Annotated in this window: 14 protein-coding genes; 10 read left to right on the top strand and 4 right to left on the bottom strand. The window is 55.0% G+C overall.

Annotated features, from left to right (window positions below; translation table 11 throughout):
* Positions 1–64 precede the first annotated feature (64 nt).
* From hrpB to fhuB, 6 genes are all read left to right on the top strand, one after another.
* Positions 65–2,509, top strand: coding sequence for an ATP-dependent helicase HrpB (gene hrpB / locus AACU55_RS19540; RefSeq protein WP_134705958.1), 2,445 nt, complete (start codon positions 65–67; stop codon positions 2,507–2,509).
* Positions 2,510–2,699: 190 nt separating this feature from the next.
* Positions 2,700–5,327, top strand: a complete 2,628-nt coding sequence (gene mrcB, locus AACU55_RS19535; protein ID WP_112150939.1) for a bifunctional glycosyl transferase/transpeptidase — start codon at positions 2,700–2,702, stop codon at positions 5,325–5,327.
* 296 nt (positions 5,328–5,623) lie between these two features.
* Complete coding sequence (gene fhuA / locus AACU55_RS19530; protein ID WP_015690406.1) at positions 5,624–7,846, top strand: ferrichrome porin FhuA; 2,223 nt, start codon at positions 5,624–5,626, stop codon at positions 7,844–7,846.
* A gap of 95 nt (positions 7,847–7,941) precedes the next feature.
* The gene (gene fhuC / locus AACU55_RS19525) at positions 7,942–8,754 is read left to right on the top strand and encodes a Fe3+-hydroxamate ABC transporter ATP-binding protein FhuC (protein ID WP_037033376.1); all 813 of its coding nucleotides are present in this window, start codon (positions 7,942–7,944) and stop codon (positions 8,752–8,754) included.
* Between the two features lies 1 nt (position 8,755).
* Positions 8,756–9,658, top strand: coding sequence for a Fe(3+)-hydroxamate ABC transporter substrate-binding protein FhuD (gene fhuD, locus AACU55_RS19520; RefSeq protein WP_134705957.1), 903 nt, complete (start codon positions 8,756–8,758; stop codon positions 9,656–9,658).
* Entirely contained in the window at positions 9,655–11,643 is a 1,989-nt protein-coding gene (gene fhuB / locus AACU55_RS19515) for a Fe(3+)-hydroxamate ABC transporter permease FhuB (RefSeq protein WP_134705956.1), read from the top strand. The genes fhuD and fhuB overlap by 4 nt, the downstream gene beginning before the upstream one ends.
* A 103-nt stretch (positions 11,644–11,746) precedes the next feature.
* On the opposite strand, the gene hemL is transcribed toward fhuB, so the two are convergent.
* Entirely contained in the window at positions 11,747–13,027 is a 1,281-nt protein-coding gene (hemL, locus tag AACU55_RS19510; protein WP_013576934.1) for a glutamate-1-semialdehyde 2,1-aminomutase, read from the bottom strand.
* A 186-nt stretch (positions 13,028–13,213) separates the two neighbouring features.
* Between hemL and clcA the strand changes: the two genes are divergently transcribed.
* Both clcA and erpA read left to right on the top strand, forming a co-directional pair.
* Complete coding sequence (clcA, locus tag AACU55_RS19505) at positions 13,214–14,677, top strand: H(+)/Cl(-) exchange transporter ClcA (protein WP_013576933.1); 1,464 nt, start codon at positions 13,214–13,216, stop codon at positions 14,675–14,677.
* Positions 14,678–14,765: 88 nt separating this feature from the next.
* Positions 14,766–15,125 (top strand): iron-sulfur cluster insertion protein ErpA, encoded by a 360-nt coding sequence (gene erpA / locus AACU55_RS19500; RefSeq protein ID WP_013576932.1) that lies wholly within the window; start codon positions 14,766–14,768, stop codon positions 15,123–15,125.
* A gap of 107 nt (positions 15,126–15,232) precedes the next feature.
* Here the strand turns inward: erpA and AACU55_RS19495 are convergent, their stop codons facing one another.
* From AACU55_RS19495 to mtnN, 3 genes are all read right to left on the bottom strand, one after another.
* The gene (locus tag AACU55_RS19495) at positions 15,233–15,478 is read right to left on the bottom strand and encodes a hypothetical protein (RefSeq protein ID WP_134705955.1); all 246 of its coding nucleotides are present in this window, start codon (positions 15,476–15,478) and stop codon (positions 15,233–15,235) included.
* Between the two features lie 324 nt (positions 15,479–15,802).
* Complete coding sequence (gene btuF / locus AACU55_RS19490; protein ID WP_134705954.1) at positions 15,803–16,612, bottom strand: vitamin B12 ABC transporter substrate-binding protein BtuF; 810 nt, start codon at positions 16,610–16,612, stop codon at positions 15,803–15,805.
* Complete coding sequence (gene mtnN, locus AACU55_RS19485; RefSeq protein WP_013576929.1) at positions 16,612–17,316, bottom strand: 5'-methylthioadenosine/S-adenosylhomocysteine nucleosidase; 705 nt, start codon at positions 17,314–17,316, stop codon at positions 16,612–16,614. Before mtnN ends, btuF begins: the two co-directional genes overlap by 1 nt.
* Before the next feature lie 183 nt (positions 17,317–17,499).
* Between mtnN and dgt the strand changes: the two genes are divergently transcribed.
* Positions 17,500–19,014 carry a dGTPase gene (gene dgt, locus AACU55_RS19480; RefSeq protein ID WP_013576928.1) on the top strand — a complete coding sequence of 505 codons (1,515 nt, stop codon included), beginning with the start codon at positions 17,500–17,502 and terminating at the stop codon, positions 19,012–19,014.
* Between the two features lie 207 nt (positions 19,015–19,221).
* Entirely contained in the window at positions 19,222–20,673 is a 1,452-nt protein-coding gene (gene degP / locus AACU55_RS19475) for a serine endoprotease DegP (protein ID WP_134705953.1), read from the top strand.
* The last annotated feature ends 153 nt before the right edge of the window (positions 20,674–20,826 follow it).

Genomic DNA, 20,826 nt, shown 5'->3' with positions numbered 1-20,826 from the left:
TGCCGGATGTGGGGCTAAATGCTACAATGCCCGCCGTTTAAAGTTAACTCTCATGGAGCATTCATTGTCTTCTTTGCCGGTCAGCGCCGTACTCGAACCGCTTTTAGCTGCACTGCAACAGGCTCAGCAGGTGCTGTTGCTTGCGCCAACCGGTGCCGGTAAATCCACCTGGCTGCCGTTGCAGTTGCTGAAACAGGCCAACCTGCCGGGTAAGATCCTGCTGCTTGAACCGCGCCGTCTGGCGGCGAAAAACGTCGCTTTCCGTCTGGCGCAGCAACTGAATGAAACGCCGGGGCAGACAGTGGGGTATCGCATGCGTGCAGAAAGCAAAACCAGTGCGGCGACCCGTCTTGAAGTGGTGACCGAAGGCATTCTGACCCGCATGGTACAGGCTGATCCCGAACTGACCGGCGTGTCGATGGTGATCCTTGATGAATTCCATGAGCGCAGTTTGCAGGCCGATCTGGCGCTGGCATTGTTGCTCGACGTGCAGAATGCGCTGCGCGATGATTTAAAAATTCTGATTATGTCGGCCACGCTCGACAACCTGCGCCTGTCTTCTTTACTGCCGGATGCGCCGGTGATTGAATCCGCAGGCCGCAGTTTTCCGGTCGACAGGCAGTATCTTTCTCTCGCGACACACGAACGGCTGGATGAAGGCGTGGCGCGGGTAGTCAGCCGTCTGATGAGTGAAAATCACGGCTCGATGCTGCTGTTTTTACCCGGTGTGGCGGAAATCACCCGTGTACAGAATTTGCTGACCGGCAGACTGGCGGACGACGTCGATCTCTGCCCGCTGTACGGTGCGCTGTCGCTGGAACAACAGCAAAAAGCCATTCAGCCCTCACCGGCCGGACGCCGCAAAGTGGTGCTGGCGACGAATATTGCTGAAACCAGTCTGACCATCGAAGGTATCCGTCTGGTGGTCGACAGTGGTCTGGAGCGCAGCGCGCAGTTTGACCCGCGCAGCGGCCTGACGCGGCTGGTAACACAACGCATCAGCCAGGCGTCGATGACCCAACGTGCGGGCCGTGCCGGTCGTCTGGAGCCGGGCTTGTGCTGGCATCTTTTCAGCAAAGAGCAGGCGGAACGCGCCAGTGCTCAGGCGGAAGCCGAAATTCTGCAAAGCGACCTGAGCAGTTTCTGGCTGGAGTTGTTGCAGTGGGGCTGTCAGGATCCGGCGCAACTTCAGTGGCTGGATGCGCCGCCTCCCGCTTCGCTGTCCGCCGCAAAAAATCTTTTACAGCAGCTTGGCGCAACCGATGCGCAGGGCAAACTCACCGCTGCCGGACAACGCATGGCCCGGCTTGGCTGTGAGCCGCGGCTGGCGGCGATGCTGATTGCTGCCACAGCACAAAGTCCCGATGCGCTGGCAACGTCGGCGCTGCTGGCGGCAATGCTTGAAGAACCGCCACGCGGCGGATTACCGGATATGGATTACTGGTTCAGCCGTCCGCAGGGAAACTGGCAGCGGCGGGCAAAACAACTGGCGCAGCGTACCGGCGCGAAAAACGGTGAGCCGGATGCTTCGCTCGCGCCGTGGTTACTGGCGCGGGCGTTCAGCGACCGTATTGCCCAGCGTCGCGGCGAAGATGGCCGTTATCTGCTGGCGAACGGACTGGGGGCATCCTTGCCGCAGGATGACGGATTAACCCGCGCACCGTGGCTGGTCGCGCCGCAGTTATTACAGGGCAACAACAGCCCGGATGCCCGTATTTTGCTGGCGATCACGCTGGATATTTCGCAACTTCCGTCGCGCCTGCCGGATGTCGTCAAAGAACAGACGGCGGTAGAATGGGATGAAGAAAAAGGCACGCTGCGCGCCTGGCGCCGCTGGCAGATCGGGCGTCTGGTGCTGAAAGCCAATCCGCTGGCAAAGCCGGACGACGGAGAGCTGCAACAGGCGCTGATCGACTGGATCCGCACGCAGGGTTTGCAGGCGCTGAACTGGTCGGTCGCCGCGGAGCAATTGCGCGTGCGGCTTCTTTGTGCCGCAAAATGGTTGCCGGAAGCCGACTGGCCTTCGGTTGACGATCAGGCTTTGCTCGACGGTCTGGAACGCTGGTTACAGCCTTCTTTACAGGGTGTTCGTTCGCTGAAATCGTTGCAGCAGGTTGATTTACATGATGCCTTGCTAAGGCTGCTTGACTGGCAACAGCGTCAGCGTCTGGACAGCGCATTGCCGACTCATTACACCGTGCCGACTGGCAGTCGTCTGCCAATCCGTTATCATGCAGACCAGCCACCGGCGCTCTCGGTGAGAATGCAGGAGATGTTCGGCGAGCAGCGTAGCCCGCAACTGGCGGAAGGGCGTGTTGCTGTGGTGCTGGAACTGCTGTCACCGGCACAGAGGCCGTTGCAGATCACCGCCGATCTGGCGGCATTCTGGCAGGGTTCTTATCGCGAAGTGCAGAAAGAAATGAAAGGGCGCTATCCGAAACATCCGTGGCCGGACAATCCGGCGCAGGCATTGCCGACGCGCCGTACCAAGAAGTCTTCAGCGCCATGATGAAATGTGCATGGAAAGAACAATTTTTCAGACATTTCTTCTGGGCGAAACATAAAGCGGGGCACAGAGTAAGCGCCTTGCGGCCTGAACTTCAGGCCAGATAGACTATCCATTTGAAATCAAAAATGAAAATGACTCAGCTAAGCAGAATCATTATGACGAACACAGCAGCACGTTGGGAGATTGACTGATGTCTGGCGATGATCGCGAGCCGATTGGCCGTAAAGGTAAACCTGCCGGGCGCAAGCCTGCGCGGGCTCGTCCCGTTCGCCGTAGCCGCCGGGATGACGACTACGAAGAATACGAAGAGGAAATCGATGACGAGTATGAGGATGATGATGACTACGAAGAAGAACGGGAGTCACGCATGAGCCGTAAAGCCCCGCCGCGTAAAGCGAACAAAGGCGGGAAGAAAAGCGCCAGGCGCCGTCTGTTCTGGTTATTAGTCAAACTGTTTGTCGTCTTCCTGATTTTGCTGGGGATTTACGCGGTTTATCTCAACAAGCAAATTCATGACCGCATCGATGGCGGCAAAGTCTGGCAGTTACCTGCGGCGGTGTATGGCCGTCAGGTCAATCTTGAGCCGGACATGCAAATCAGCAAAGCTGAAATGGTCGGATTGCTGGAAGGCACGCAGTATCGCGAAGTGACGCGCATCACCCGTCCGGGCGAGTTTACGGTTCACGCGAATTACATTGATTTGCTGCGCCGTCCGTTTGATTTTCCGGAAGGAAAAGAAGGGCAGGTCAACGCCCGCCTGATGTTTGACGGCAACAGTCTTTCCGAGATTAAAAACCTGGATAACCAGCGTGATTTCGGTCTGTTCCGCCTCGATCCGCGTCTGATCACTATGTTGCAGGCGTCTAACGCCAACGGTGAACAGCGTCTGTTCGTGCCACGTTCCGGCTTCCCTGATTTGCTGGTCGATACGCTGCTGGCCACGGAAGACCGTCATTTCTATGAGCATGACGGTATCAACTTCTATTCCATCGGTCGTGCCGTGGTGGCTAACCTCACCGCCGGTCATGCGGTGCAGGGGGGATCAACGCTGACGCAACAGTTGGTGAAAAACCTGTTCCTGACCAACGAACGTTCGCTGAGCCGTAAAGCGCGTGAAGCGGTGATGGCGATCCTGCTGGATGCAGATTACAGCAAAGACCGCATTCTTGAGCTGTATCTGAACGAAGTGTATCTCGGCCAGAGCGGTTCTGATCAAATCCGCGGTTTCCCGCTGGCAAGCCTGTATTACTTTGGCCGTCCGGTGAACGAACTGAGTCTGGATCAGCAGGCATTGCTGGTGGGTATGGTGAAAGGTGCCTCGCTGTACAACCCGTGGCGTAATCCGCAAATGGCCTTGCAGCGTCGTAATCTGGTGCTGCGTTTGCTGGTTGATCAGAAAGTTATCGATCAGGAACTGTATGACATGCTCAGCGCGCGTCCGCTGGGCGTGCAGCCGAAAGGCGGGGTGATTTCGCCGCAGCCTGCGTTTATGCAGATGGTGCGTCAGGAACTGCAGGCTAAACTGGGCGATAAAGTTCAGGATATGTCCGGGGTGAAAATCTTCACCACGCTGGATCCGATTTCTCAGGATGCGGCGGAAAAAGCGGTCGAGGAAGGCATTCCGTTACTGCGTAAGAAAAGCGGTTTGAATGATATCGAGACGGCGATGGTGGTGGTTGACCGTTATACCGGTGAAGTGCGGGCGATGGTCGGTGGCGCGGAAACGCAGTTCGCGGGCTTCAACCGTGCGATGCAGGCGCGACGTCAGGTTGGCTCGCTGGCGAAACCGGCGACCTATCTGACCGCGTTGTCTCAGCCGGATAAATACCGTCTCAATACCATCCTTGCCGATCAGCCGCTGACGTTGAAACTGGCGAATGGTCAGACATGGTCGCCGAAAAACGATGACCATCAGTTCCGCGGTCAGGTTCTGTTGGTGGATGCCCTGGCGCGCTCGATGAACGTCCCGACAGTCAATCTGGGGATGGCCGTTGGTCTCGACAACATCACCAAAACGCTGATTGATCTGGGGATCCCTAAAGAGTCGCTGAACCAGACGCCATCAATGTTGCTGGGTGCGATTGCGTTAACGCCAATGGAAGTTGCGCAGGAATACCAGACCATTGCCAGTGGCGGCAACAAAGCGCCACTGTCTGCGGTGCGCTCGGTAATTGCGGAAGACGGCACCGTGCTCTATCAGAGCTTCCCGCAGGCTGTGCGCGTGATCCCTTCTCAGGCAGCGTATCTGACGTTGTATGCCATGCAGCAGGTCGTGCAGGAAGGGACCTCGCGCGCGCTGGCGAACAAGTTCCCGAAACTGCATCTGGCGGCGAAAACCGGTACGTCGAACGAACTGCGTGACAGCTGGTTTGCCGGTATCGATGGCAATCAGGTAGCGATCACCTGGGTAGGCCGCGACAACAACGGCCCGTCCAAACTGTGGGGTTCTACCGGTGCGCTGGTGCTTTACGGACGGTATCTGGAAAACGGCACACCTCAGCCCCTGGATCTGCAAATGCCGGAAGGCATCAGTACGATGAATATTGATGGCAGCGGTAACTTTGTTTGTGGCAACAGCGGTGGCTTGCTGGGCGGCAGTGGCGCGGTGCGTTCAATCCCGGTCTGGACTGATTCGCCGGACGCCATGTGTCAGGCTTCTGTGAGCGCTGTTCAGCAACAGCAACAACAGATCCAGCAGCAACAGCAACAACAACAGCAGCAATCCGGACAGCAGCAACAGCCACAATCTCAGGATGAGAAGAAAGACAGCAACGGCGTGGCGGGCTGGATCAAGGATATGTTTGGTTCAGGCAACTGATAATTAATTGATTCCGTAAAGCTTAAAAGGGCGCAATGAAAATTGCGCCCTTTTTTATTTGTCATTCTTAATCCAAATTTACCCACCCCATTTCACATTTCCAGCAAGCAAGTCACATTCATTCCCGTTTAATTTATAAGCGTTTTTACCCACGTTTAACATGAGGATACTTTTTATTCATTCGGAAAAGCCATGCATTAAATAGGCTTGCAGCCGCGTAAGCATTGAGCATAATATGCAACGTTCATAATAATAATTATCGTTTACATTCCCATTACTCTTCCAGAGATTATGCAATGGCTTCTCAATGCTCGCTTTCAACTTCAGTCCAAAAAGGTGCATTTAAGCGCCGGACGTTAGCTTTAACCCTCGCCGCTGCGCTCGGCTCTGCCGCGTTTTATGCGAGTGCAGCCACCACAGCCCCGGCAAAAGAAGACACTATAAACGTGACCAGCTCGGCAATGGCCGAAGCGGCACCCGAATCTGCGTGGGGGCCGGCGGCCACTATCGCGGCAAAACACAGCGCGACCGGCACAAAAACCGACACGCCACTGGTGAAAACGCCACAATCTATTTCCGTGGTGACCCGTGAAGAAATGGACATGAAACAGCCTGCTTCAGTAAAAGAAGCCTTAGGCTACACGCCGGGCGTTTTCGCCAGCCGTGGCAGTTCCTCCACCTATGATGCGATCGCTATCCGCGGTTTCACATCGGTGAACACCAACCAGTATCTCGATGGCATCAAACTTCAGGGTGACAACTATTCTGAAGTGTCGATGGATCCGTACATGCTCGAGCGTGTTGAAGTGCTGCGCGGGCCGTCTTCCGTTCTGTACGGTAAGAGTAATCCGGGCGGCGTAGTCAGCATGGTCAGTAAACGCCCGACCACTGAACCGCTGAAAGAAGTGCAGTTCAAAATGGGTACAGACAACCTGTACCAGACCGGTTTTGATTTCAGCGACGCCATCGACGACGCGGGCGTGTATTCCTACCGTCTGACCGGCGTGGCGCACAGCCAGGATACTCAGCAGGAGATGGCGAAAGAGAAACGCTACGGTATCGCGCCGTCTTTCACCTGGCGTCCTGATGATAAAACCAGCTTCACTTTCCTGAGCAATTTCCAGAACGATCCGGATACCGGTTTCTACGGCTGGTTACCGCGTCAGGGCACCGTGGTGCCGTATTACGACGCCAACGGAAAAGCACACAAGTTGCCGACCGACTTCAACGAAGGCGAAGAAAGCAACAAGATGTCCCGCAACCAGAAAATGGTCGGTTACAGCTTCGAACACGGCTTTAACGACACCTGGACCGTGCGTCAGAACCTGCGTTACACCAAACTTGATACCCAATACAAAGGCGTTTACGGCACCGGTTATGTCGGGAATGGCGTGATGAGCCGTGCGTACGTTCAGTCAAAAGAGAAACTGGCTAACTTCGATGTGGATACCCAGGCGCAGGCTAAATTTGCCACCGCAGATGTCGATCACACCTTGCTGATGGGTGTGGATTACATGCGTATGCGTAACGACATTGATGCCGATTATGGTTCCGCCAGTAATCTGAACATGAGCAACCCGCAGTACGGCAACAGTAATGTGTCCTTGTACTTCCCGTATGAAGTTCTCAACCGTCAGGAGCAAACCGGTCTGTACGCACAGGATCAGGCGGAATGGAACAAGTGGATCCTGACCGTCGGCGGTCGTTACGATTTCGCAAAAAGCTCGACGTTTACCCGTTCAAGCAACAGCGCTACGCAAATTAATGACCAACAGTTCACCTGGCGCGGCGGTCTGAATTACCTGTTTGATAACGGTATCTCCCCGTACTTCAGCTACAGCGAATCCTTTGAACCGACAGCGGGTTCTAACAAGGATGGGAAGCCGTTTGATCCATCAATCGGTAAACAGTACGAAGCGGGTGTGAAATACATTCCGAACGATCGTCCGATCAGTCTGACGGCGGCCGTATATCAGCTGACGAAAACCAAAAACCTGACCAACGATCCTACCGATCAGACGAATACTTTCAGCGTTCAGTCAGGTGAGATTCGTTCCCGTGGTCTGGAACTGGAAGCGAAAGCCGCACTCAACGCCAACATCAACATGACGGCGTCTTACACCTATACCGATGCGAAGTACACGCACGACCTTGCTTATGAAGGCAAGCGTCCTGCTGAAGTGCCTGCGAACATGGCATCACTGTGGGCGGATTACACCTTCCACGAAACTGCACTGAGCGGTCTGACTGTGGGTTCCGGCGTTCGTTACTTCGGTTCAACCTCCAGCTTCTACACGACGGGCGATAAGACTAACGAAGCCTTTAATGTTGCCGGTTACACACTGGTTGATGCGACGATCAAATACGATCTCGCACGCTTTGGTCTGCCGGGCTCTTCCGTTGGCGTGAACGTCAATAACCTGCTGGATCGTGAGTATGTGGCAAGCTGCTACCGCGATTACGCCTGTTACTGGGGCGCGGAGCGTCAGGTGGTTGCCACCGCAACCTTCCGTTTTTAAGAGTCTTCGAATAGTCAGTATGTAAGCACTAAAATCCGGGCACGCAGGTCGTGCCCGTTTCCTGTTCTCAACCCGATGTCGACGTAGAAAATCTTATGCCTGATAACAACGTACATCCGTCTTCCCCGCTGCCAGACAGCGTCTTCCGCCTGCAGGACGTGAGTTTCAGCGTCCCGGGACGCACGCTTCTCGCGCCATTATCCCTGACCTTTGCGCAGGGGAAAGTGTGTGGCCTGATTGGTCACAACGGGTCAGGAAAGTCGACGTTATTAAAAATGCTCGGGCGGCATCAGTCTGCGACATCCGGAACGATTTACCTCAATGAAACGCCGCTGGCGCAGTGGGACAGCAAAGCCTTTGCGCGTCAGGTTGCCTATTTGCCGCAGCAGCTCCCCGCCGCAGAAGGCATGACAGTGCAGGAACTGGTGGCGATTGGCCGCTATCCGTGGCACGGCGCACTGGGTCGTTTCAAACATCAGGATAAAGAAAAGGTCGAAGAAGCCATTGCGCTGGTCGGCCTCAAACCGTTCGCCCGGCGTCTGGTGGACAGCCTCTCCGGCGGCGAACGTCAGCGTGCCTGGCTGGCGATGATGGTGGCGCAGGACAGCCGTTGCCTGCTGCTCGATGAACCGACTTCTGCGCTGGATATCGCCCATCAGAAAGATGTGCTGGCCTTGATCCAGCGTCTGAGCCGTGAGAAGGGCTTAACCGTGATCGCCGTGCTGCATGATCTGAACATGGCTGCCCGCTATTGCGATCAACTGATGGCGCTGCGCGGTGGCGAAATGATTGCCCAGGGCGCGCCGGAAGAGATGATGCGCGGCGAGGTACTGGAACAGATTTACGGCATTCCGATGGGTATTCTGCCGCATCCTGCGGGTGGCGCGCCGGTGAGCTTCGTATACTGATATGTCTGATATTTCAAATTTTTCCGGAATCACCCGTCGTCGTCTGTTGCAGATGATGGCGCTTTCTCCGTTGCTGACCTCGGTGCCTGCGCTGTCGGCATCGCGTCCCGATCTCAGCCGCATTATTGCTCTCGAATGGTTACCGGCTGAACTGCTGATCGCACTCGGCGTGATGCCCCTGGCAATTGCCGATATCCGTAATTACAACACCTGGGTGGTTGAACCACCGCTGGCACCGGGCGTGATTGATGTCGGTCAGCGTACCGAACCCAATATGGAACTTATCCAGCAGCTAAAACCTTCGCTGCTGCTGATCACCGCCGGTTATGGTCCGACGACCAGTCAGCTCGAATCCATCGCGCCGGTTCTGGGTGTCAAAGCCAATGACGGTTCGGCAAAACCGCTCAATCTGGCCATCAGTTCCCTGCATAAACTGGCGGATCGTCTCGGTTTACAGGATCGCGCCGAAACGCATTTGCAGCTGTACCGTGACACGCTGCTGCAAACCCGCGAACAGCTGAAGCCGTTCGCGCAGCAGCCGCTGCTGTTAATCACCTTTATTGATACGCGCCACGTTCTGGTGTTTGGCATGGGCAGCATGTTCCATGAAGTGATGGGTGAGCTCGGGCTGACCAACGCCTGGGCCGGGGAAGGCAGTTTCTGGGGCAGCGTATCGGTCGGCGTCGAGCGCCTGACCAGCATTAAAAACGCCCGCGTATTGTGTTTCGAACACGACAACGCCGACATGATGGAGGCAGTAGCAAAAACGCCGCTGTGGAAATCCATGCCGTTTGTGCGCGCGAACCAGTTCAGCATCGTGCCCGCCGTCTGGTATTACGGTGCAACCTTCAGCGCGATGAATTTCTGCAAAATTCTCACCAGCACTCTGGGGAAACCGGTATGAACCGCCGTTCATTCAGCGTTTCGCTGACTCTCCTGATTCTGCTGGCGCTGGCCGCCGGTGCGCTCAGTCTCTACAACCTGAATCAGCAACTGCCTTATGCGCAGTGGCGCGGGGCGTTGTGGCAGCCTGATATCAATAATGTCCAGCAGATGCTTTTCCATTACAGCCTGCTGCCGCGCGTCGCTGTGGCCTTGCTGGCTGGCGCCGGGCTGGGGCTGGTTGGTTTGCTGTTCCAGCAGGTATTACGTAATCCGCTGGCAGAGCCCGCGACGCTGGGTGTTTCGGCAGGCGCGCAGCTCGGCCTGACGGTCGCCACGTTGTGGGCGCTGCCGGGCGGGATGATTACCCAGCAGTTTGCTGCCATGGCTGGTGCGGTGGTGATTGGTGCACTGGTGTTCGGCATCGCCTGGGGCAAACGCATGTCACCGGTCACGCTGATCCTCGCCGGTCTGGTGCTGGGCTTGTATTGCGGAGCGGTGAATGGCCTGATTGGCATCTTCAACTACCAGAACCTGCAAAGTCTGTACATGTGGAGCAGCGGGGCGCTGAACCAGCAGGACTGGGATATCGCGAACTTCCTGCTGCCGCGGGTGATTATCGTCTGGCTGCTGGCGTTTCTGTTGCAGCGTCCGATGACGCTCCTGGGGCTGGATGATGGCATCGCCAAAAATCTTGGCCTCGGCCTGTCAGCGGCGCGTCTTGCTGTGCTGACGCTGGCGATTTTAATGAGTGCGCAACTGGTCAATGCGGTTGGGATCATCGGTTTTATCGGCCTGTTTGCACCGCTTCTGGCGAAAATGCTCGGTGCACGTCGTCTGGCTGCACGGCTGATCATTGCGCCGGTTATCGGTGCGCTGCTGCTTTGGCTTACCGATCAGGTGATGCAAACCATTACCACATTTTGGATGGAGATTCCGACCGGTGCCGCGACAGCGCTGGTGGGCGCGCCGCTGCTGTTATGGCTGCTGCCGCGTTTGCGCAATAACATGACACCGCCGCCAATGGATCAGGGCGATCACGTACCGGTTGAACGTCAGCATCTGGTGCGCTGGATGTCACTGGCGCTCGCCGTGCTGTTACTCGGGCTGATGGTTGCACTGATGGCCGGACGCAACGCCACTGGCTGGAGCTGGTCCACCGGTGCAGATTTACAGGCGCTGCTGCCGTGGCGTTTGCCGCGCGTGATGGCGGCGCTGGCTGCGGGTATTATGCTGGCGTCATCCGGTGTGCTGATCCAAAAACTGACCGGTAATGCGATGGCCAGCCCGGAAGTGCTGGGGATCAGTTCCGGTGCGGCGACCGGCGTGGTGGTGATGATGTTTATCGTCCCGGGCGATGCCTTTGTCTGGCTGCTGCCTGCGGGCAGTGCGGGTGCGGCGCTGACGTTGCTGGTGATTATGGTGGCCTCGGGGCTGCGAAGTTTTTCGGCCGAACGTATGTTACTGACCGGTATCGCGCTCAGTACCGCTTTCACCACGCTGATGACGTTGCTGCTGGCGAGCGGCGATCCGCGAATGGGCGGCCTGCTGACCTGGCTTTCAGGTTCAACCTATTCCGTATCCGCTGAAGCCGCCTGGCGAACGCTGATTCTGGCCGGGGTGCTGATGGTTCTTGTGCCATTCTGCCGCCGCTGGATAAATATTTTACCGCTGGGGAGCGTGACCGCAAAATCAGTCGGACTGGCGCTGACGCCCACCCGTCTGGCGATTTTACTGCTGGCGGCGGTGATGACGGCGGCGGCAACGCTGACTGTCGGGCCGCTGAGTTTTGTCGGGCTGATGGCACCCCATATGGCGCGCATGATGGGCTTTCGCCGGGCGGTTCCGCAGTGGATGGTCGCCAGTATTCTCGGCGGGTTGCTGATGGTCTTTGCGGACTGGTGCGGACGGATGATCATCTTCCCGGATCAGATCCCGGCTGGTCTGCTCGCCACCTTTATCGGTGCGCCGTACTTTATTTATCTGCTGAGAAAGCAGGCGGGATAGAGAATTTCAGCCAATAGAAAATAGGGATGTTAGAGCAGATTTTTCTTTGGACGCGGCCTTAGTTCCTCCCCTTCGCAGGGGAGGGAGCGGACTTGACTGGCGCTTAAAGCTTAGCGAAACAACGACGTGCGGCATCAATCGTGCGCTGAATATCTTCCGGCGTATGCGCGAGAGACATAAAGCCTGCTTCGAAGGCGGACGGCGCCAGATAGACGCCTTCTTCCAGCATCAGATGGAAGAACTTCTTAAAGCGCTCAACGTCGCATTTCATCACGTCCTGATAGCAGGTCACGGTTTCTGCATCGGTGAAGAACAGCCCGAACATGCCGCCTACGTGGTTCACCACGAACGGAATATTTTCTTTTTGGGCCGCGTCCAGCAAGCCTTCGGCCAGTTGGGTGGTGCGTTCGGTCAGGGTCTGATGTACGCCCGGTTGCGCGACCTGCGTCAGGCAGGCAATACCGGCCGCCATGGCAATCGGGTTACCGGAAAGCGTGCCTGCCTGATAAACCGGACCGGTCGGTGCCAGCGCTTCCATCACGTCGCGGCGTCCGCCAAATGCGCCCACCGGCATGCCGCCACCGATGATTTTACCCAGACAGGTCAGGTCAGGCATCACATCGTAATACTCCTGAGCACCACCCAGTGCGACGCGGAAACCGGTCATCACTTCGTCGATGATCAACAGTGCGCCAAATTCATCACAAATTGCGCGCAGACCCGGCAGGAATTCCGGTAATGGCGGCACGCAGTTCATGTTGCCTGCGACCGGCTCAACGATGATGCAGGCGATGTCGTCAGGGAATTGCTCGAATGCAGCACGGACGGAATCGAGATCGTTATAGGTACAGGTCAGCGTATGTTTGGCGAAATCAGCCGGGACACCGGGCGAGTTCGGCTGGCCGAGGGTCAGCGCGCCGGAACCGGCTTTCACCAGCAGGCAGTCGGCGTGGCCGTGATAGCAGCCTTCGAATTTAACGATTTTATCGCGATGGGTGAAACCACGCGCCAGACGGATCGCGCTCATCGTCGCTTCGGTGCCGGAGTTCACCATACGCACCATGTCCATGCTAGGCACCAGGCCGGTCACCAGCTCGGCCATTTTCACTTCCATCTCGGTCGGTGCACCAAAGCTCAGGCCGCGCTCAGCCGCCTCAATCACCGCATTACGGATTTCGGCGTTGTTATGGCCAAGCACCATCGGTCCCCATGAACCCACGTAGTCAATGTAGGCTTTACCATCGGCATCAAACAGGAAAGCGCCGTCAGCGCGCGCGATGAATAAGGGGACGCCGCCAACGCCGGAGAAGGCACGTACCGGCGAGTTAACACCGCCCGGGATTAGCGCTTGCGCCTGCGTGAACAGACTTTCTGACTTACTCATTATTCGGCTCCTGAATTGCTGGGTTCAATATGTCACGGAAAGATTAATGCGCCCATTCTAGTGAACTGAGCGGCGTTATCAAACCGCTAACCGTGCGGCATTTTGTTGCAGATCCTGTCAGGACGCCAATTTGTATGATTAAATCCATCCATCTTCCATAACATTTTTTATATTTCCCTTTCTGAGATGAATGAATCAGACACTGAAATTTTAGCGGATGCGCCCGTGCGCGGCCCGCGTAAACGCAGCGAAATCCTGCGCCTTTTACTGCGTCGTGATAAAACGCCGGTCACCATTTTGCTGGTCGCCGCAGTGGTCGGTACGGTTGCCGGCTTACTCGGCGTGGCTTTTGAGAAAGCAGTGAACTGGGTGATGGCGGTCCGGCTTGCCGGGCTGGGCGTCTTCAATGATTACTGGATCCTGCTGTGGCCGCTGACATTTGTGTTTTCTGCCGCGCTGGCGATGGTCGGCTATTATCTGGTCCGGTGTTATGCGCCTGAAGCGGGCGGTTCAGGGATCCCTGAAATCGAAGGCGCACTGGAGGAATTACGGCCGGTGCGCTGGTGGCGGGTGATCCCGGTGAAATTCTTTGGCGGCATGGGCACGCTGGGTGCGGGTATGGTGCTGGGAAGGGAAGGGCCAACCGTGCAGATGGGCGCGAATGTCGGGAAAATGATGGTCGATATTTTCCGGCTGCGCAGCGCGGAGGCGCGGCATTCGTTGCTGGCTACCGGCGCGGCGGCCGGGCTTTCTGCGGCATTTAACGCACCGCTCGCCGGTATCCTGTTCATTCTCGAAGAGATGCGCCTGCAGTTCCGTTACAGCCTGATCTCGATAAAAGCGGTGTTTATCGGCGTGATCATGTCGAGTATCGTTTTCCGTATTTTTAACGGCGACGGCGCGGTGATTGAAGTCGGCAGGCTGGCGAGTGCGCCGCTCAATACGCTGTGGTTGTATCTGGTGCTGGGCATGGTCTTTGGTGTGGTCGGCGTCAGTTTCAATGCGCTGATTTTCCGCACACAGGATATGTTTGCCCGTGTGCATGGCGGAAATCTGCGAAAAATCCTGATCATCGGCGGCATGTTGGGCGGATTCTGCGGCCTGCTCGGGCTGGTGCATCAGGAAGTCACCGGCGGCGGATTTGCGTTGATCCCGCTGGCGGCGGCAGGAAAATACAGCCTGATGATGTTGCTGGTGATCTTTGTTGTCCGGGTGGTGACTACGCTGCTGTGCTTCGCCTCCGGCGCACCGGGCGGGATTTTCGCTCCGATGCTGGCGCTGGGCACTTTGCTCGGCACCGCATTCGGCACCGCCGCGCTGGCGTGGTTCCCGCAATATGGTATTCAGCCTGCCACCTTTGCCATCGCCGGGATGGGCGCGTTATTTGCCGCCAGCGTGCGTGCACCGCTGACAGGTATCGTGCTGGTACTGGAGATGACCGATAATTATCAGCTGATTTTACCGATGATCATTACCTGCCTGGGCGCGACCCTGCTGGCGCAGTTTCTGGGGGGTAAACCCTTGTATTCCGCCATATTGACCCGCACCTTACAGAGGCAGGAACGTGAGAACGCGGAAAAAGCGCAGGGTGAGATCGCCGCTGAAGGCATCAATAAGCAGGACAGCGCAGCCAAAAATGCCCATACTTGAAGCATTAACTCAGGTATAAGATAATGAGTATATTATTCAGACAGTCAATCCGGCGGCCTGAACAAATGCGGATTGGGAGTGAGAAATTATGAGTGAAGCATTGTTGAATGAAACAACCGCGTTGCCGTTACAGTTTACTGAGGCCGCGGCGCGTAAGGTGAAAAACCTGATTTCCGACGAAGAAAACCCGAACCTGAAACTGCGCGTGTACATCACCGGCGGCGGTTGCAGCGGATTCCAGTACGGTTTCACCTTTGACGACAAAATTAATGACGGCGACATGACCATCGAAAAAGCCGGTGTGGCGCTGGTGGTTGACCCGATGAGCCTGCAATATCTGGTTGGCGGTTCGGTGGATTATACCGAAGGTCTGGAAGGTTCACGTTTTGTGGTGACCAACCCGAATGCAAAAACGACATGCGGTTGCGGTTCTTCCTTTAGTATCTAAATATCCGTCTTAAAGAAAAAGCCCGTTTGCTATGCAGACGGGCTTTTTTTATGTTGAAACCGTCGGTGTGAACAGGGTGCTCAGGTAAGTGAGCATTCACAAGGGGGTTACCACTCGACAGTCACCAGCTTCGAACCGATGCTAATTCCCGGCACGGCATTAAGCATGATTTCGCTGATATGCGGTTGCATCATCGTGTGGCTGGCGCAGATGACGGAAGTGCCTGTGCGCGCAGCATCAATCTTGCAACCCGGCAGGATGGTCAGGCTGACGCCAATCTGACCGCCCGCCATGCCCGCAATAGCCGACAGCGGGATCAGTGCGAGCAGCGCACTGAGTAAAAGAGCTTTCATTATTGTTATTCCTGCTGGTGTAGTTCAACAAAATCAGCCTGGCTGAAAAGGTTATCGGTCTAAATTTTACGGCCTTTAATCCAGATTTCTTATGATCGGGAAATAAGTCACGTTTTATCGTGTATCGCGCCGTTATTCTTATTATTTCGTTTGTAATACAAAGAGATAATGTTAAATCGAGGGCTGGCAACGTACGTAGGATTTTACGCCGGACATGTTACCAGATGACAGGGCAGAATTATTGATTTCGGTTAATAAAGCAACAATTCGGAAAAGTGCCATGCCGGTACTTCGCGGGGGCATGGCTAAATAATTAGTGAGCACTCACCCCTGAGGCAAGGCTGCAAGCTGCGGGCAAAGTTGTTGTGCGGCAAGAAGAATACGCGGCCCGGCGCGGCTGAACCAGTCAGGATCCAGTGCGATAACCTGCGCGCTGAGCATGGAACGCCAGTAATCCTCGATCACCTGTTTTTGTGATTTTCCGCCCGATATAACAATAACCTGAGGATGACGGCTTAAAACCTGTTCCCGGCTGACCTGAGGCCAGGGCACACGACTGTCGGCGAAAATATTTTTTGCACCACAGACGTTAAGCACTTCACTTTGCATTGTGGTCGCGGCGGCAGTAAACAGCGGCTGGGTGCCGAACTGAATAAAGGCAGAAACCGGCTTTTGGCGATGATATTTCAGCTTCAGCGCCTGCCATTGCTGGCGAAAATCAGCAGCGGCGCGTTTTGCGCTTTCCGGAGAAGGGCTGTACACCGCAAGTTGTTCCAGCGCTTGTGCCACCTGTTCCGCATTTTGCGGATCAAGATAGATAACGTGGATACCCAGCGAAATCAGCTGATCCAGCGGACGTTGCGGGTTACCGCCACGCCAGGCGAGGACTACATCAGGTTTCAGCGTCACAATACGTTCGACGTTGATTCCCTGCCAGTTCGCCACCTGCTCAAGCTTGCTGGCCTGTGGCGGGTAATCGGAGTAAGCACTAACTCCGATTATCCGGTCGCCCAGACCGGCGGCAAATGCCAGTTCTGTCAGATTGGGTGCCAGACTGATCACCCGTTGGGCCGGCGCCGCAGTTGCTGCCACAGGCAGCAGGCAACTCAGTATGAGGCAGAACCGGCGCATCATTATTCTTCGCCAGCCGCCAGCGCTGTCAGCATCGCATCTACCATCAGGGTGGATTGCTGTGCGGCAACCACCAGGAATTCTTCAAAGCTCAGGTGGGATTCACCATCAGCAACATCAGAAATTGCGCGAACGACCACGAACGGGGTACCGAACAGGTGGCAAACGTGACCGATAGCCGCGGCTTCCATTTCGACAGCAGCAACATTCGGGAAGGTTGCGCGGATACGTGCCAGAGGCGCTGCGCCATTGATGAACGCATCGCCACTGCAAACCAGACCGCGTACGGCGTTCAGGTTGAGTTCACGGATACAGTTTTCTGCCAGTTCAATCAGCGCCGGATCAGCAGTGAACGCAGGCGGGCAACCGGCCATCTGGCCCGGTTCATAGCCAAACGCGGTGACGTCAGCATCGTGATAACGCACTTCATCAGACACGACGATATCACCGACTTTCAGGGTTTTCGCCAGCCCGCCTGCGGAACCGGTATTGATCACCACGTCAGGACGGCAATGTTCCAGCAGCAATGTGGTGCCCATGGCGGCAGACACTTTACCAATGCCGGATTTAAGCAGCGCCACGTCCACACCGTTTAACTGGCCAGTATAGATTTCGCAGCCTGCGCGTTCGATAGTCTGACGGTTGATAATCTTGTCGCGCAACAGGGTCACTTCCTGCTCCATTGCACCGATAATGCCTACTTTCATATGAATACTCGCAGATGTGGTTGGAATGAGCCGCAGCGTGTGCGGAATTGACGGTTTAATCACGAAAACAATGTGCGATAGTCTATCATGGCTAAAGGTAAGAAATAATCCGTTTGGGGTGCAGGTTGTTACTGCAAAAAGCGCGTCGGTTTGATGTGTGAGTGGCTGAAAAGGTGGGAAATCATGTCCGGGATCGATTTTAAAACGAAATTCAATTTTCAGCGTCCTTTCAGCGCCCCGATCGAGGCACGCGATGACTATGATGTCGTCCGTCAGTTCGAAAGCGATCGCGGGCGCATTATCAACTCGGCTGCCATCCGCCGTCTGCAACAAAAGACTCAGGTTTTTCCGCTGGAGAAAAATGCTGCCGTCCGCAGTCGTCTGACCCATTCCCTTGAAGTTCAGCAGGTTGGTCGTCACATCGCCAAAGAGATCCTCCATCGTTTGCGCAGGCAGAACAAGCTTGAGGCTTACGGGCTGGACGAGGTGACCGATCCCTTTGAAAGCGTGGTTGAAATGGCCTGCCTGATGCACGACATCGGTAATCCGCCATTTGGCCACTTTGGTGAATCCGCCATTAACAACTGGTTTGCTAAGCGGATGGACACCGCCGGTTGCGGCGAAACACCACAGGAAACGGATGCCTGTCTGGTGACGTGTTTGCGCCTGACGCCAGACGATGCTGAACTGAACCAGCTGCGCAGTAAAATCCGCTACGACCTGTCTAATTTTGAAGGCAATGCGCAGGCCATCCGGCTGGTCTTCACCTTGCTGAAACTCAATCTGACTTACAGCCAGACCGCCTGCATTCTGAAATATACCCGCCCTGCGTATTCAATGACTAAACTTCCTTCGCATGATTACCTGATGAAAAAACCGGGTTTTTATCTGGCGGAAGAGCCGTTCATCAAAAAACTGCGCAGTGAACTCGGGCTGGGTGAATTTAACCGCTTTCCGCTTACCTACATTATGGAAGCGGCCGATGATATTTCTTACTGCATTGCCGATCTGGAAGATGCGGTTGAGAAAAGTATTTTCAGCGTGGAACAGCTTTATAATTATCTGTGCCGTGAGTGGGGCGCGATAGAGAAAAATGACTTCTTCGATAAAGTGGTTCGCACTGCTTACGAGAAAATGGATAAAGCGAAAACGTTCCGTAATCCGGTGGATTACTTCTTTATGGAACTGCGCGTTCAGACAGTAAAACAACTGGTGCCGCATGCTGCCCGCCGGTTCATTGATAATATAGAAGATATTTATCAGGGCACCTTTAATCATGCGTTGCTGGAAGATGACAGCCAGGCCAACCGGTTGTTAGAGATTTATAAAGCGGTGGCCTTCAAACAGGTATTCAATCATCACGAAGTGGAGGAGCTGGAATTACAAGGCTATCGGGTGATCAGCGGATTACTTGATATTTATAGCCCGTTGCTGGATATGCCTTTGACCGATTTTAACCAGCTAGTTCAGGAGGATACGCACAGGAAATATCCGATTGAAACCCGTCTGCTGCATAAGATTTCAGCCAAACATCGTCTGGCTTACAACAATGCCGTGGCGGCGCTGGAAGGATTACCGGTCGCGGAACATGCCGCGCAGGAGTTTTATTACCGTGCGCGAATGATTCAGGATTATATCAGCGGAATGACTGACCTTTATGCATACGATGAATACAGAAGACTCATGGCGGCTGAGTAATTTGTTTTAAAAAGACAAATTGAACTCTCTTTAATTTTCTTTACGGAACTGTTTGAAAAAACGCCATTTGTAAATGCTGACAATAATTTTTTACCATTGTCATTTCGACCCTGATGAACTTCACGCTATTAATACCATCTCAGTATCACGACTACCAAGCAATGCGACTATTTTGGTTGCCACAATAATTTTAAGAGATCCTGAAAAATGAAAAAATCGAGTTTATTCCTCAGCGCATTAGCGTTAAGCATCGGTATGGCAATGGCCCCGGTTTCTTCTGCACTGGCTGCTGAAACTGCGTCTTCCAGCACCAGCACCACTCAGCTTCCCAGCCTGGCACCTATGCTTGAAAAAGTGATGCCATCGGTGGTGAGCGTCAATGTTGAAGGCAGTGCGCCGGTAAAAACACCGCGCATGGGTCAGCAGTTCCAGCAATTCTTTGGTCAGAATTCGCCGCTGTGCCAGGACGGTTCGCCGTTCCAGGGGTCTCCGGTGTGTCAGGGCGGCGGTCAGGGGTCTGACGGTCAGCCTGCGCCTGAACAGAAAGAAGATTTCCGCGCGCTGGGTTCCGGCGTCATCATTGATGCCGACAAAGGTTATGTGGTTACCAACAACCACGTTGTTGATAACGCAACCAAAATCAGCGTACAGCTGAACGATGGCCGTAAGTTCGACGCCAAAGTCATCGGCAAGGACCCGCGTTCTGATATCGCGGTGATTCAGTTACAGAATGCGAAAAACCTGACGGCCATTAAGATGGCGGATTCCGAACAACTGCGTGTGGGCGATTACACCGTGGCTATCGGTAACCCGTATGGTCTGGGCGAAACCGTGACTTCCGGTATCGTTTCTGCATTGGGTCGTTCTGGCCTGAATATTGAGAACTACGAAAACTTCATCCAGACGGATGCCGCGATCAACCGCGGTAACTCCGGTGGTGCGCTGGTGAACCTGAATGGTGAACTGATTGGCCTTAACACGGCGATCCTGGCACCGGACGGCGGCAACATCGGTATCGGTTTTGCGATCCCAAGTAACATGGTGAAAAACCTGTCCAAACAAATGATCGAATTCGGTCAGGTGAAACGCGGCGAACTGGGCATCATGGGGACCGAGCTGAACTCTGAACTGGCGAAAGCCATGAAAGTTGACGCACAGCGCGGTGCATTCATCAGTCAGGTCATGCCGAAATCTGCCGCAGAGAAAGCGGGCATTAAAGCCGGTGACGTGATCCTGAGCATGAACGGTAAACCGATCAGCAGCTTCGCCTCGTTCCGTGCTGATATCGGCACCCTGCCAATCGGCACCAAAGTGACGCTCGGCCTGCTGCGTGAAGGCAAACCGATGAACGTTGACGTGACCATTGAGCAAAGCACTCAGACATCGAAAATCGAATCCGGCAACATTTATACCGGCATCGAAGGGGCTGAACTGAGTAACGGTGCGGCAGGTGATCAGAAAGGCGTGAAAGTCGATGAAGTGAAGCCGGGTTCAACGGCGGCGCGCATCGGCCTGAAAAAAGGCGACGTCATTTTGGGTGTGAACCAGCAGAAAGTGACCAATCTGGGCGAGCTGCGTAAAATTCTCGACACCAAACCAAACGTTCTGGCGCTGGATATTCAGCGTGGTGATACCTCAATTTACCTGCTGGCGCAGTAATTTCCGCCTGCTATACCTCACACAAAGCACGCTCCGGCGTGCTTTTTTTTGCCTGTCTTTCAGTGACTCTCATCAATCATGTGGATTTTGCCGGGCCGGTTGGGCATTTGCTTAAAAATGTGATATTCCCCGCAACTTCAATAGGTGCTTTCG

The sequence above is a fragment of the Rahnella sp. CJA17(1/100) genome (genome assembly GCF_963881615.1).
Taxonomy (GTDB): domain Bacteria; phylum Pseudomonadota; class Gammaproteobacteria; order Enterobacterales; family Enterobacteriaceae; genus Rahnella; species Rahnella aceris.
Note: the sequence above shows the minus strand (reverse complement) of the source record. Positions and strands in the feature narration are given on the sequence as shown.

Excerpts from the sequence above, each read along its gene's own strand:
- mrcB (WP_112150939.1), top strand. The coding sequence starts at position 2,700 with ATGTCTGGCGATGATCGCGAGCCGATTGGCCGTAAAGGTAAACCTGCC.
- fhuA (WP_015690406.1), top strand. The coding sequence starts at position 5,624 with ATGGCTTCTCAATGCTCGCTTTCAACTTCAGTCCAAAAAGGTGCATTT.
- fhuC (WP_037033376.1), top strand. The coding sequence starts at position 7,942 with ATGCCTGATAACAACGTACATCCGTCTTCCCCGCTGCCAGACAGCGTC.
- fhuD (WP_134705957.1), top strand. The coding sequence starts at position 8,756 with ATGTCTGATATTTCAAATTTTTCCGGAATCACCCGTCGTCGTCTGTTG.
- fhuB (WP_134705956.1), top strand. The coding sequence starts at position 9,655 with ATGAACCGCCGTTCATTCAGCGTTTCGCTGACTCTCCTGATTCTGCTG.
- hemL (WP_013576934.1), bottom strand. The coding sequence starts at position 13,027 with ATGAGTAAGTCAGAAAGTCTGTTCACGCAGGCGCAAGCGCTAATCCCG.
- clcA (WP_013576933.1), top strand. The coding sequence starts at position 13,214 with ATGAATGAATCAGACACTGAAATTTTAGCGGATGCGCCCGTGCGCGGC.
- erpA (WP_013576932.1), top strand. The coding sequence starts at position 14,766 with ATGAGTGAAGCATTGTTGAATGAAACAACCGCGTTGCCGTTACAGTTT.
- AACU55_RS19495 (WP_134705955.1), bottom strand. The coding sequence starts at position 15,478 with ATGAAAGCTCTTTTACTCAGTGCGCTGCTCGCACTGATCCCGCTGTCG.
- btuF (WP_134705954.1), bottom strand. The coding sequence starts at position 16,612 with ATGATGCGCCGGTTCTGCCTCATACTGAGTTGCCTGCTGCCTGTGGCA.
- mtnN (WP_013576929.1), bottom strand. The coding sequence starts at position 17,316 with ATGAAAGTAGGCATTATCGGTGCAATGGAGCAGGAAGTGACCCTGTTG.
- dgt (WP_013576928.1), top strand. The coding sequence starts at position 17,500 with ATGTCCGGGATCGATTTTAAAACGAAATTCAATTTTCAGCGTCCTTTC.
- degP (WP_134705953.1), top strand. The coding sequence starts at position 19,222 with ATGAAAAAATCGAGTTTATTCCTCAGCGCATTAGCGTTAAGCATCGGT.